The sequence below is a fragment of the Streptomyces luomodiensis genome (assembly GCF_031679605.1).
GTDB classification, from domain to species: domain Bacteria; phylum Actinomycetota; class Actinomycetes; order Streptomycetales; family Streptomycetaceae; genus Streptomyces; species Streptomyces luomodiensis.
The window spans coordinates 2826405-2839177 of record NZ_CP117522.1 but is presented as its reverse complement, the minus strand read 5'-3'; the positions used below and the strand labels follow the sequence as shown (position 1 = coordinate 2839177).

Genomic DNA, 12773 nt, shown 5'->3' with positions numbered 1-12773 from the left:
TGAACCGTGGACGGCCGCTGGACCGACGGCGGCCGCTGGACCGACGGCGGTCGTCGCGTGACCGGGCCCCAGGACCCCCGCCGCCGCAGGGTGCCCGGTCCGGCCGGGCCGGGCGGTGACCGCCGCCCGCGCAAGGGCGCGCCGCGCCGCGCCGACGGGCGCCCGGGAGGGCCGTCCGGCCGTCCGGCCCGGCGCCCGCGCCCCGGTGGCCCCCAGCCGCTGCGGCTGGGCAGCCCGCGCCCCCGGCTGCGGCTGATCAGCCTCGGACTCACCCTCGTCATGCTGGTCTTCGTGGTGCGGCTGCTCCAGGTGCAGGCCGTGGACGCCAGCGCCTACGCGGCCAAGGCCAACGTCAACCGCTACATCCCGGTGACGCTGTCCGCCGAGCGCGGTTCCATCACCGACCGCGACGGTGTCGACCTGGCCACCACCGTGGACGCGTACGACATCACCGCCGCCCCCGACCTCCTCACGCCCGAGACGGCCAAGACCCGGGACGCGCCGCGCCGGGCCGCGGCCCTGCTCGCGCCGATCCTCGGCAAGGACCAGGCGGACCTGGAGAAGAAGCTCACCGACAACCCCACGTCGAAGTACGTGGTGCTGGCCCGGCAGCAGTCCCCGCAGGTCTGGAACCAGATCAAGGACCTGAAGAGCGCCCTGGACGACTCGGCGGCCAAGGGCAAGGGCACCAATGTCCTGGCTGGGGTCAACCGTGAGGCGCACAGCAAGCGGGTCTATCCGAACGGGGACCTGGCCGCCGGGCTGCTGGGCTTCGTGGACGCCGACGGCCGCGGCGCCGCCGGGCTGGAGCAGCAGCTGAACAAGAAGCTCGCGGGCAAGGACGGCAGGCGCGTCTACGCCCAGTCCGGTGGCCACCAGGTGCCCACCGGTGACGTCAAGGAGCAGCCGGCGGTCCCCGGCAGCGACATCGAGCTGACCATCGACCGCGACATCCAGTGGGCCGCCCAGAGCGCCATCGCCGACCAGGTCGAGAAGTCCGGGGCGGACCGCGGCTACGTCATCGTCCAGGACACCCGCACCGGGCAGATACTGGCGATGGCCAACGCGCCCGGTTTCGACCCCAACGACATCACCACGTCGGACGCCGACGCCCTGGGCAACGCCGCGGTCTCCGACGCCTACGAGCCCGGCAGCGTCAGCAAGCTGATGTCCATGGCCGCCGTCCTCCAGGAGGGCGCGGCGCGGTGGGACACCCATGTGGTGGTCCCCAACCGGCTGCGGCGCGCGGACCGGGCCTTCGCCGACGACATAGACCATCCGACCTGGTACCTCACGCTCAACGGCGTGCTCGCCAAGTCCAGCAACATCGGCACCATCCTCGCCACCGAGCAGCTGGGGAAGACCAAGCGGGAGAAGAACCGGGTTCTCTACTCCTATCTGCGGAAGTTCGGGATCGGCCGGCCCACCGGGCTCGGCTTCCCCGGCGAGACCCCGGGCATCCTGGCCCAGCCGCAGGACTGGAGCGCCTCGCAGCAGTACACGATTCCCTTCGGCCAGGGGCTGTCGCTCAACGCCGTCCAGGCGGCCTCGGTGTACTCCACCATCGCCAACGGCGGTGAGCGCATCGCGCCCACCCTCGTCCGCGGCACCCGGGGGCCGGACGGCGACTTCACGGCCGCGCCCGCCCCCAAGAGGACCCGTGTCGTCAGTAAGGAGACCGCGAAGACGCTCACCGCGATGCTCGAGTCGGTCGTCGACGACGAGGAGGGCACCGGTACCAAGGCGAAGATCCCCGGCTACCGTGTCGCGGGCAAGACCGGCACCTCCAACCGGGTGGACCCCAAGACCGGCCGCTACCGCGGCTACACCGCGTCCTTCGCCGGCTTCGCCCCGGCCGACAAACCCCGGCTGACCGTCTACTGTGCCGTTCAGAACCCGACCAAGGGCAGCTATTTCGGCGGTCAGGTCTGCGGGCCGGTCTACAAGAAGGTCATGGAGTTCGGTCTGAAGGCCCTACAGGTCCGGCCGTCCGGGAAGCAGCCGGAACGGCTCGCCGTGAGCTATGACCCGGGCCAGTGAACGGACCCAGTAGTGATGACGATCACGCCGGATCCCGGGAACCACGGTCCGGTACGGGCCCGCTTCCCCGTCTCATTTCGCGGGGGAGCGGGTGTGCCGGGTACGCTCACCGCCGTGCCCCACGCTGACCAGTCCCAAACCCCTCAGAAGGACGTTTCTGTGGAATACCCGGGAGCGCCCCGCCCTCTCCAGGTCCGCCCGATCCCGCTCGCGGAGCTGGCGGATCAGTTGGGCGTCGAAGCCCCCGAGGCCCCGGAGGGGGCCGCGGTCACCGGGATCACCCATGACTCGAGGGCCGTACGTCCCGGCGATGTGTACGCCGCGCTGTCCGGTGCCCGCCTCCACGGCGCGGACTTCGCCGCCCAGGCGGCCGACCTGGGCGCGGTCGCGGTGCTGACCGACCCGGCCGGCGCCGAGCGCGCCGCGGCCACCGGGCTGCCGGTCCTGGTGGCGGAGGACCCGCGCGGCCGGATGGGCGCGCTGGCCGCCACGATCTACGGCGAGCCGGGTCACGACCTGCTGCAGATCGGGATCACCGGCACCTCCGGCAAGACCACGACCGCGTATCTCATCGAGGGCGGCCTCAGGGCCGCCGCGAAGCACGACGGCGGCCTTACGGGTCTCATCGGCACCGTGGAGACGCGGATCGGCGACGAGCGCATCAAGTCCGAGCGCACCACCCCCGAGGCCACCGATCTCCAGGCCCTGTTCGCGGTGATGCGCGAGCGCGACGTCCGTGCGGTCGTCATGGAGGTCTCCAGCCACGCCCTGGTCCTCGGCCGTGTCGACGGCTGCGTCTTCGACGTCGCCGTCTTCAACAACCTCAGCCCGGAGCACATGGAGTTCCACTCCGGCATGGAGGACTACTTCCAGGCCAAGGCCCAGCTGTTCACCAAGGCCCGCAGCCGCGCCGGAGTGATCAACTACGACGACGAGTACGGCCGGCGGCTGATCGAGCAGTCCGAGGTCCCCGTCACCACCTTCTCCGCCGAGGGCCACCCCGACGCCCACTGGCGCGCCGCGGACGTGGAGGTCGGCCCGCTCGGCTCGACCTTCACCGTCCTCGGTCCGGACGGCCAGTCCGTACGGGCCGCCGCGCCCCTTCCGGGCCCCTTCAACGTGTCCAACGCGCTCGCCGCCGTGGTGGCGCTCGCCGTGGCCGGGATCGACCCGCAGACGGCCGCCGACGGCATCGCCGCCGTCCCCGGCGTACCGGGCCGGCTGGAGCGGGTGGACGTGGGCCAGTCCTACCTCGCCGTCGTGGACTACGCCCACAAGACCGACGCCGTGGAGTCGGTGCTGCGTGCGCTCCGTAAGGTGACCGACGGCAAGCTGCACGCCGTTCTCGGCTGTGGCGGGGACCGCGACCGGCTCAAGCGCGGCCCCATGGGCGCCGCGGTGGCCCGGTACGCCGACACGGCCGTCCTCACCTCCGACAACCCCCGCTCCGAGGACCCGCTCGCGATCCTCGCCGCCATGCTCGCGGGTGCCGCCGAGGTGCCCGCCCACGAGCGCGGTGATGTGCTGGTCGAGGAGGACCGGGCCAACGCCATCGCGGCCGCCGTCGCCCGTGCCGCGCCCGGTGACACCGTCATCGTGGCGGGCAAGGGCCATGAGCTGGGCCAGGACATCGCCGGCGTGGTCCGTGCCTTCGACGACCGCCAGGTACTCCGCGAAGCCATCGAGCTCAGTGAGCGAGCCCACAGGCGCGATGCCTCGTGCCCCGGGGCGAGCGCACAGCACTGGGACAAACACCAAGACGACCAGGGATGACAGACCGCCATGCGCGCACCAGCACCCTCCAGGCAGCTCTCCCGCACGGCCGGAGGTGATCAGTGATCGCACTGTCCCTCACCGAGATCGCCGGCCTAGTCGGTGGACAGCCGCACGACATACCGGACCCGGACCTGAAGGTCACGGGCCCTGTCGTGATCGACTCCCGCGAGGTGCGGCCCGGCAGCCTCTTCGCCGCGCTCCCCGGGGAGCGCGTGGACGGCCACGACTTCGCGCGGGGCGCGGTCGAGGCCGGCGCCACGGCGGTTCTGGCCGCCCGTCCCGTCGGCACCGCAGACGCTCCCGTACCGGCGATCGTCGTGCCCGATGTCATCGCCGCCATGGGGGCGCTCGCGCGCGCCGTCGTGGAGCGGCTGGGCGTCACCGTGGTCGCGCTCACCGGCTCCGCGGGCAAGACCAGCACCAAGGACCTCATCGCCCAGCTGCTCCAGCGCCGCGGCCCGACCGTATGGACGCCGGGCTCGCTGAACAACGAGATCGGTCTGCCGCTCACCGCGATGAGCGCCGACGAGGCCACCCAGCACCTGGTGCTGGAGATGGGTGCCCGCGGTAAGGGCCACATCCGGTATCTGACGGACCTCACCCCGCCCCGTATCGGACTCGTGCTCAACGTCGGCACCGCCCATATCGGGGAGTTCGGCGGCCGGGAGCAGATCGCCGAGGCCAAGGGCGAACTGGTGGAGGCGCTGCCGGCGGCCGAGGACGGCGGGGTGGCGGTGCTCAACGCCGACGACCCCTTGGTGCGCGCCATGGCGTCGCGCACCAAGGCCCGTACCGTCCTGTTCGGCGAGGCCGAGGACGCCGATGTGCGTGCCGGGAATGTCCGGCTCGCCGACGGCGGCCGGCCCGCCTTCACGCTTCACACCCCTACCGGGTGCAGCGACGTGACCATGCGCCTGTACGGTGAGCACCACGTGTCGAACGCGCTCGCCGCGGCCGCCGTCGCCCATGAGTTGGGCATGTCCGTCGACGAGATCGCCGTGGCGCTCTCCGAGGCGGGGCAGCTCTCCCGCTGGCGGATGGAGGTCACCGAGCGCTCGGACGGCGTGACGGTCGTCAACGACGCCTACAACGCGAACCCCGAGTCCATGCGAGCTGCGCTGCGCGCGCTGGTCGCCATGGGCGCTGCTACACCGGGGCGTCGCACGTGGGCGGTGCTCGGCCCGATGGCCGAGCTGGGCGAGGAGTCACTGGCCGAGCACGACGCGGTCGGGCGGCTGGCCGTCCGGCTCAACGTCAGCAAGCTCGTGGCGGTCGGCGGCCGGGAGGCCGGCTGGCTGAACATGGGCGCCAAGAACGAGGGTTCGTGGGGTGAGGAGTCGGTGCACGTGTCCGACGTGCGGGCAGCGGTCGATCTGCTGCGCAGCGAGCTGCGACCGGGGGACGTCGTGTTGGTGAAGGCTTCCAGGTCGGTGGGGCTGGAGCGGGTCGCGCAGGCGCTGCTCGAGGGCAAGGGTGAGGGCGTCCGCTGATGGGTGGCATGAGGCAGATCCTCTTCTCGGGAGCCATCGGGCTCTTCCTGACCCTGATCGGCACGCCGCTGCTGATCAAGCTGCTGGCGCGCAAGGGCTATGGCCAGTACATCCGGGATGACGGTCCGCGGACGCACGGCAGCAAGAAGGGCACGCCCACCATGGGCGGTATCTCCTTCATCCTGGCCACGCTGATCGCCTACGCCCTGGCGAAGGTGATCACGGGCAAGCCGCCGTCCTTCTCCGGTGTGCTGGTGCTCTTCCTGTTCGCGGGCATGGGCCTGGTCGGCTTCCTCGACGACTACATCAAGATCGTCAAGCAGCGCAGCCTGGGTCTGCGGGCCAAGGCCAAGATGGCCGGTCAGCTGATCGTCGGTATCGCCTTCGCAGTCCTCGCGCTGAACTTCGCCGACGCGCGCCAGCAGACGCCCGCCTCCGACCGGCTCTCCTTCGTCCAGGACTTCGGCTGGTCCTTCGGTCCGGTGATCTTCGCGATCTGGGCGCTGTTCATGATCCTGGCGATGTCGAACGGGGTGAACCTCACCGACGGTCTCGACGGACTGGCCACCGGCGCCTCCGTGATGGTCTTCGGCGCCTACACCTTCATCGGCGTCTGGCAGTACCAGGAGTCCTGCGCCAACGCGCAGACCCTGACCAACCCCGCGTCCTGTTTCGAGGTCCGCGACCCCCTCGACCTCGCGGTCGTCGCCTCCGCCCTGATGGGCGCGTGCTTCGGCTTCCTGTGGTGGAACACCTCGCCCGCCAAGATCTTCATGGGGGACACCGGTTCGCTCGCGCTCGGCGGCGCGCTCGCGGGCCTGGCCATCTGCTCCCGTACGGAGCTGCTGCTGGCCCTCCTCGGTGGACTGTTCGTCCTGATCACCATGTCCGTGGTCATCCAGGTCGGTTCCTTCCGGACCACCGGGCGACGGGTCTTCCGGATGGCGCCACTCCAGCACCACTTCGAACTCAAGGGGTGGAGCGAAGTCCTTGTGGTGGTCCGGTTCTGGATCATCCAGGGCATGTGCGTGATTGTCGGCCTCGGCCTCTTCTACGCGGGGTGGCGGGCATCGTGACGTCCGGCGCCGCCCACCTCGACGTGTCCGACCTCGCCGGACGGCAGGTCACCGTCGCCGGGCTCGGCGTCTCCGGGGTCCCCGCAGCGCGTGCGCTGCGGGGCCTCGGGGCCTCGGTGACCGTGGTCAACGGCAGCGACGGCGAGGCACAGCGCGTCCAGGCGGCCGAGCTGGAGCCACTGGGCATCACGGTCCGCCTCGGCGACGGGGAGACCCTCCCCCCGGGCACCGAACTGATCGTCACCACCCCCGGCTGGAAGCCCACCAGCCCGCTCTTCCTGGCCGCCGCCGAGGCCGGCGTGCCCGTCTGGGGCGATGTGGAGCTGGCGTGGCGGCTGCGCGGCCCGGACGCCCCGCCCTGGCTCGCGGTCACCGGCACCAACGGCAAGACGACCACCGTAAGGATGCTGGCGGCCATCCTGGAGGCGGCCGGGCTGCGCACCGCCGCCGTCGGCAACATCGGCGTCTCGCTCCTGGACATCGTGCTGGGCGACGAGCCGTACGACGTGCTGGCCGTCGAGCTCTCCAGCTACCAGCTGCACTGGGCGCCCTCGCTGCGCGCCCACTCCGGGGCGGTGCTCAACCTCGCCCCCGACCACCTCGACTGGCACGGCTCCATGGCGGCGTACGCGGCCGACAAGGGCCGGATCTACGAGGGCAACCAGGTGGCCTGCGTCTACAACGTGGCCGACCCCGCCACCGAGGACCTGGTGCGCGCGGCCGACGTCGAGGAGGGCTGCCGGGCCATCGGCTTCACCCTCGGCACCCCCGGCCCCTCCCAGCTCGGCGTCGTGGAGAACATCCTCGTCGACCGGGCCTTCGTGGCGAACCGGCAGAAGCAGGCGCAGGAGCTCGCCGAGGTCTCCGATGTGAACCCGCCGGCCCCGCACAACATCGCCAACGCCCTCGCGGCGGCGGCCCTGGCCCGCTCCTTCGGCGTCCCGCCGACGGCCGTGCGGGACGGGCTGCGCGCCTTCCGGCCCGATCCGCACCGGGTGGAGCATGTCGCGGACGTCGACGGCGTGACCTACGTCGACGACTCCAAGGCGACCAACACCCACGCCGCCCAGGCGTCGTTGGGCGCCTATGAGCACATCGTGTGGATCGCGGGGGGCCTCGCCAAGGGAGCCACTTTCGACGAACTCGTCCTTACGGCGGCCAAGCGGCTGCGCGGCGTCGTGCTGATCGGCGCGGACCGTGCCCTGATCCGCGAAGCGCTCGCGCGACACGCAGCGGATGTCCCGGTCGTGGACCTCGACCGGACCGACACTGGGGCGATGGCGGCGGCTGTGCGCGAAGCGGCGCGGCTCGCCCGGCCGGGCGATACCGTCCTGATGGCCCCGGCCTGTGCCTCGATGGACATGTTCACCAACTACAACAAGCGGGGCGACGCCTTCGCCGCGGCAGTGCGTGACCTGGCCTCCGGCCGGGTCACGGACGATCAGTAGCCCGCCGGTCCCCGCATGGACCGCCCGCGCGGGGAAACTGGAGGGGATACGACATGACGTCTGACCAGCCCGCCGCGCCCCGGTCCCGGACGGCACGCCCCGGCACCGGCCGCCCCGGGCCGCGCTCGGGCGGCGCCCCGCGGGTGCGGGAGGCCGTGCGGGCCAAGGGCCGGGCGGCGTCTCCGGCCCGCCCGCGCGGCGCAGCGGGCGTCTCCCGCCCTCCGCGCCGCCCGGTGCGGGGAAACGTCCTGGACCGGCTGCGCGGGCTCCACCAGCGCGTCCGGCGGGCCTGGGACCGGCCGCTCACGGCGTACTACCTGCTGCTGGGCGGCTCACTGCTGATCCTGGTGCTCGGCCTGGTCATGGTCTACTCCGCCTCCCAGATCAAGGCGCTGCAGTCCGGGCTCTCGCCGTCGTACTTCTTTCGCAAACAGCTCCTGGCCGCCGCACTCGGCGGCGCGCTGATGCTGCTCGCCGTGCGGATGCCGATCAAACTGCACCGCGCCTTCGCCTATCCGCTGCTCGCGGTCTCGGTCTTCCTGATGTGTCTGGTGCAGGTCCCGGGCATGGGCATCGCGGTCAACGGCAACCAGAACTGGATCTCCTTCGGCGGTCCGTTCCTGCTCCAGCCCAGCGAGTTCGGCAAGCTCGCGCTCGTCCTGTGGGGCGCCGATCTTCTCGCCCGCAAACAGGACAAGCGGCTGCTGGTCCAGTGGAAGCATCTGCTGGTCCCGCTGGTGCCCGCGACCGCCATGCTGCTCGGCCTGATCATGCTGGGCGGGGACATGGGCACCGCGATCATCCTCTCGGCGATCCTTTTCGGCCTCCTTTGGCTGGCCGGCGCCCCCACCCGGCTCTTCGTGGGCGTTCTCGCCTTCGCCGGGGTCATCGGCGTGCTGCTCATCAAGACCAGCGCCAACCGGATGTCCCGGCTCGCCTGCATCGGCGCCACCGAGCCCGGGACGAACGACCAGTGCTGGCAGGCGGTGCACGGGATCTACGCGCTCGCCAACGGCGGATGGTTCGGCTCGGGACTCGGGGCGAGTATGGAGAAATGGGGCGAACTACCCGAACCGCATACCGACTTCATCTTCGCCATTACCGGGGAGGAACTCGGCCTGGCGGGGACGCTGTCGGTTCTCGTTCTCTTCGCGGCTCTAGGCTATGCGGGTATCCGCGTGGCCGGACGCACGGAGGACCCCTTCGTGAGGTATGCCGCGGGAGGCGTGACCACCTGGATCACGGCCCAGGCCGTGGTCAACATCGGCGCGGTGCTCGGTCTGCTGCCGATCGCCGGGGTTCCGCTCCCGCTGTTCTCCTACGGAGGGTCCGCCCTGCTGCCGACCATGTTCGCCGTCGGCCTGCTGATCGCCTTCGCACGGGCGGAGCCCGCCGCGCGGGCGGCACTGGCCATGCGGCAGCCTGCTTTGCGGAAGAAGCTGGCTCGGGTGAGACGGAAGACGATGAGACGGCCCGTCAAGGGACGGCCGTCCGGAGAGCGGTGAATTTCGGTGCATGTCGTACTCGCCGGTGGGGGGACCGCCGGCCACATCGAGCCCGCGCTCGCCCTCGCGGACGCCCTGCGCAGGCAGGACCCGACCGTGGGGATCACGGCGCTCGGTACGGAGCGCGGGCTCGAGACCCGGCTCGTACCGGAGCGTGGTTATGAGCTCGGCCTCATTCCGGCCGTACCGCTGCCGCGCAAGCCCACCCCCGAGCTGATCACCGTCCCCGGGCGGCTGCGCGGCACCATCAAGGCGGCCGAGCAGATCCTGGAGCGCACCAAGGCCGACTGCGTCGTCGGCTTCGGCGGCTATGTGGCCCTGCCCGGCTACCTGGCCGCCAAGCGGCTCGGGGTGCCGATCGTCGTCCACGAGGCCAACGCCCGCCCCGGGCTCGCCAACAAGATCGGCTCGCGCTACGCCAAGTACGTGGCGGTCTCCACGCCGGACAGCAAGCTCCGCAACTCCCGCTACGTCGGCATCCCGCTGCGCCGTTCCATCGCCACCCTCGACCGGGCGGCGGTCCGCCCCGAGGCCCGCGCGGCCTTCGGGCTCGACCAGAACCTGCCGACGCTGCTGGTCTCCGGCGGTTCGCAGGGCGCGCGCCGGCTCAACGAGGTGGTCCAGACGGTCGCGCCGTACCTCCAGCGCGCCGGAATCCAGGTGCTCCACGCGGTCGGCCCGAAGAACGAACTGCCGCGCGTGGACCACATGCCCGGAATGCCGCCGTATATCCCGGTATCGTATCTGGACCGGATGGACCTCGCGTATGCCGCGGCCGACATGATGCTCTGCCGCGCGGGCGCGATGACCGTCGCCGAACTGTCCGCCGTCGGGCTCCCGGCCGCCTACGTCCCCCTGCCGATCGGCAACGGCGAACAGCGGCTCAACGCCCAGCCGCTGGTCAAGGCGGGCGGCGGGCTGCTGGTCGACGACGCCGAGCTGAGCCCCGAGTGGGTGCAGAGCAATGTGCTGCCGGTGCTCGGCGACCCGCACCGGCTGTACGAGATGTCCCGGCGCGCCGCCGAATTCGGCCGCAGGGACGCCGACGAGCTGCTGGTCGGCATGGTGTACGAGGCGATCAGCGCACGCCGCCAGGCGTGAGGAGGCAGGGAGCGTGGCCGGACCGTCGACCGCCGAGCGCGGTGCACGAAGGACGCCGCCGTCCGGCCCGCCCCCACGCCGTCCCGCCGCCCGCCGCCGGATCCGGCTGCCCGGCCGGCGCACCCTGCTGCTGACCGCGGTGGCGGTGACCCTGCTCGGCGCCGGCGCCGGCTGGCTGCTCTACGGCTCGAGCTGGCTGCGGACCGAGCGGGTGCGGGTCGCCGGCACCACCGTCCTCACCGCCGAAGAGGTGCGCGACGCCGCCGACGTATCCATGAACACCCCCTTGGCGGCGGTGGACACCGGAGCGATCGAACACCGGCTGCGTGAGCGACTGCCCCGGATTGCGAAAGTGGACGTATCCCGGTCATGGCCGCACACCATCAGTCTGGTGGTGACGGAACGCGAGCCCGAAGCGATTGTCGAAGAGGACGGGAAGTTCCACGAAGTGGACGCCGGGGGAGTCCTGTTCTCCACCGTGAGCAAGCGTCCGAAGGGCGTTCCGCTGCTGGAAATGGAGCCGGACCGGTCGCCGAGTTCGCGCCATTTCGGCGCGGCCAGGCTGCGCCGCGAGGCGGTCCGGGTGGTCACCCAACTCCCGGAGAAGGTCCACCGGGACACCCGTTCCCTCCGGGTCCGCTCGTACGATTCGATCACCCTGGAGCTGACCGGCGGCCGTACGGTCGCCTGGGGGAGCGGAGAGCGCGGCGAGGCGAAGGCGAAGACGCTCACCGCGCTGATGAAAGCGCGGCCGGACGCCGACCACTTCGACGTCCAAGCGCCGAGCGCCCCGGCGGTGTCTCGCAGTTGACGTGATAGCGGCTGGCCAGCACCCTGGTTGGCTAGCCCACTGGGTGATCACATAGGGTGAAAAGAAAAGCGGGAGGTTCGGCGTGTTCATTGAACGCGCGCCACTTGTCGACTTAGTGTCCTGTTCCGAAGAGTCCGGGAAACAGAGGCACTGGTAACCCTAAACTTCAGCGTTAGGGTTGGGGTCGGCAATCGGAACCGTCCCATTCGGCATCAGTCGGCGCACCGCGGCAACGGCGGGGTGGCGACACGTAACTCGAGGCGAGAGGCCTTCGACGTGGCAGCACCGCAGAACTACCTCGCAGTCATCAAGGTCGTCGGCATCGGCGGCGGTGGCGTGAATGCCATCAACCGGATGATCGAGGTCGGGCTCAAGGGCGTCGAGTTCATCGCGATCAACACCGATGCGCAGGCCCTGCTGATGAGTGACGCCGACGTCAAGCTCGACGTCGGCCGCGAGCTCACCCGGGGCCTGGGCGCCGGCGCCAACCCCGAGGTCGGCCGGAAGGCCGCCGAGGACCACCGCGAGGAGATCGAGGAGGTCCTCAAGGGGGCCGACATGGTCTTCGTGACTGCGGGCGAGGGCGGCGGCACGGGCACCGGCGGTGCGCCTGTGGTCGCGAACATCGCGCGTTCGCTGGGCGCACTGACGATCGGTGTGGTCACCCGTCCGTTCACTTTCGAGGGCCGCCGCCGCGCCAATCAGGCGGAGGACGGCATCGCGGGTCTGCGGGACGAGGTCGACACCCTCATCGTGATCCCGAACGACCGACTGCTGTCCATTTCGGACCGTCAGGTGAGCGTGCTCGACGCGTTCAAGTCGGCCGACCAGGTGCTGCTCTCCGGTGTTCAGGGCATCACCGACCTGATCACCACCCCCGGTCTGATCAACCTCGACTTCGCGGACGTCAAGTCCGTGATGTCCGAGGCCGGATCGGCGCTCATGGGCATCGGCTCGGCGCGCGGTGACGACCGCGCGGTGGCCGCGGCCGAGATGGCGATCTCCTCGCCGCTGCTGGAGGCGTCCATCGACGGCGCCCGGGGCGTGCTGCTCTCCATCTCCGGCGGTTCCGACCTCGGTCTGTTCGAAATCAACGAGGCCGCCCAGCTGGTGAGCGAGGCCGCCCACCCCGAGGCCAACATCATCTTCGGCGCGGTGATCGACGACGCGCTCGGCGACGAGGTCCGGGTCACCGTGATCGCGGCGGGCTTCGACGGCGGTCAGCCGCCCGCCAAGAACCGCGACAAGGTGCTCGGTTCCTATGGCGGCGGCCGCGACGAGAGCGCCACCGCCTCCTCGAGCAGCCCGTCGTCCCGCTCGGAGAACAGCCGCCCGTCCTTCGGCGGGCTCGGCAGCGTCACCCCGCGCGAGGAGGAGCCCGCCCCGGCGGACCCGACCCCGGTCGCCGAGGTGCCGCCGCCCCCGGCGCCCGCCCCGCACCCCCAGGTCCCCCCGGCTCGTCCCTACCCGGACAGCCAGGCCGAGGAGCTGGACGTTCCGGACTTCCTGAAGTGAGCCGTCCGGTA

General features: G+C 71.3%; 9 protein-coding genes. All 9 read left to right on the top strand.

Annotation, left to right across the window (positions count from 1 at the left end; translation table 11 throughout):
* The first annotated feature begins 57 nt into the window (after nt 1-57).
* The 9 genes from PS467_RS12180 to ftsZ all read left to right on the top strand — a co-directional run bounded on the left by PS467_RS12180 (nt 58) and on the right by ftsZ (nt 12762).
* A complete protein-coding gene (locus PS467_RS12180; protein ID WP_311035282.1) occupies nt 58-2040 on the top strand; it encodes a peptidoglycan D,D-transpeptidase FtsI family protein in 1983 nt (660 codons plus the stop codon).
* A 12-nt stretch (nt 2041-2052) separates the two neighbouring features.
* Nucleotides 2053-3813 (top strand): UDP-N-acetylmuramoyl-L-alanyl-D-glutamate--2,6-diaminopimelate ligase, encoded by a 1761-nt coding sequence (locus tag PS467_RS12175; RefSeq protein ID WP_432280575.1) that lies wholly within the window; start codon nt 2053-2055, stop codon nt 3811-3813.
* A 62-nt stretch (nt 3814-3875) separates the two neighbouring features.
* On the top strand, nt 3876-5306 hold the full coding sequence (locus tag PS467_RS12170) for a UDP-N-acetylmuramoyl-tripeptide--D-alanyl-D-alanine ligase (protein ID WP_311035280.1): 1431 nt from the start codon (nt 3876-3878) through the stop codon (nt 5304-5306).
* A gap of 8 nt (nt 5307-5314) precedes the next feature.
* Complete coding sequence (gene mraY, locus PS467_RS12165) at nt 5315-6382, top strand: phospho-N-acetylmuramoyl-pentapeptide-transferase (RefSeq protein ID WP_311035279.1); 1068 nt, start codon at nt 5315-5317, stop codon at nt 6380-6382.
* Nucleotides 6379-7830, top strand: coding sequence for a UDP-N-acetylmuramoyl-L-alanine--D-glutamate ligase (murD, locus tag PS467_RS12160; RefSeq protein WP_311035278.1), 1452 nt, complete (start codon nt 6379-6381; stop codon nt 7828-7830). Before mraY ends, murD begins: the two co-directional genes overlap by 4 nt.
* Nucleotides 7831-7883: 53 nt before the next feature.
* Nucleotides 7884-9335, top strand: a complete 1452-nt coding sequence (gene ftsW, locus PS467_RS12155) for a putative lipid II flippase FtsW (protein ID WP_311035277.1) — start codon at nt 7884-7886, stop codon at nt 9333-9335.
* 6 nt (nt 9336-9341) lie between these two features.
* Nucleotides 9342-10436 carry an undecaprenyldiphospho-muramoylpentapeptide beta-N-acetylglucosaminyltransferase gene (gene murG, locus PS467_RS12150; RefSeq protein WP_311035276.1) on the top strand — a complete coding sequence of 365 codons (1095 nt, stop codon included), beginning with the start codon at nt 9342-9344 and terminating at the stop codon, nt 10434-10436.
* Nucleotides 10437-10449: 13 nt separating this feature from the next.
* Nucleotides 10450-11247: a cell division protein FtsQ/DivIB gene (locus PS467_RS12145; RefSeq protein WP_311035275.1), complete on the top strand. Its 798-nt coding sequence runs from the start codon at nt 10450-10452 to the stop codon at nt 11245-11247.
* 276 nt (nt 11248-11523) lie between these two features.
* Nucleotides 11524-12762 carry a cell division protein FtsZ gene (gene ftsZ, locus PS467_RS12140; RefSeq protein ID WP_311035274.1) on the top strand — a complete coding sequence of 413 codons (1239 nt, stop codon included), beginning with the start codon at nt 11524-11526 and terminating at the stop codon, nt 12760-12762.
* Nucleotides 12763-12773: the final 11 nt, after the last annotated feature.

Coding starts and splice junctions, on each gene's coding strand:
- mraY (WP_311035279.1), top strand. CDS start 5,315: ATGAGGCAGATCCTCTTCTCGGGAGCCATCGGGCTCTTCCTGACCCTG.
- ftsW (WP_311035277.1), top strand. CDS start 7,884: ATGACGTCTGACCAGCCCGCCGCGCCCCGGTCCCGGACGGCACGCCCC.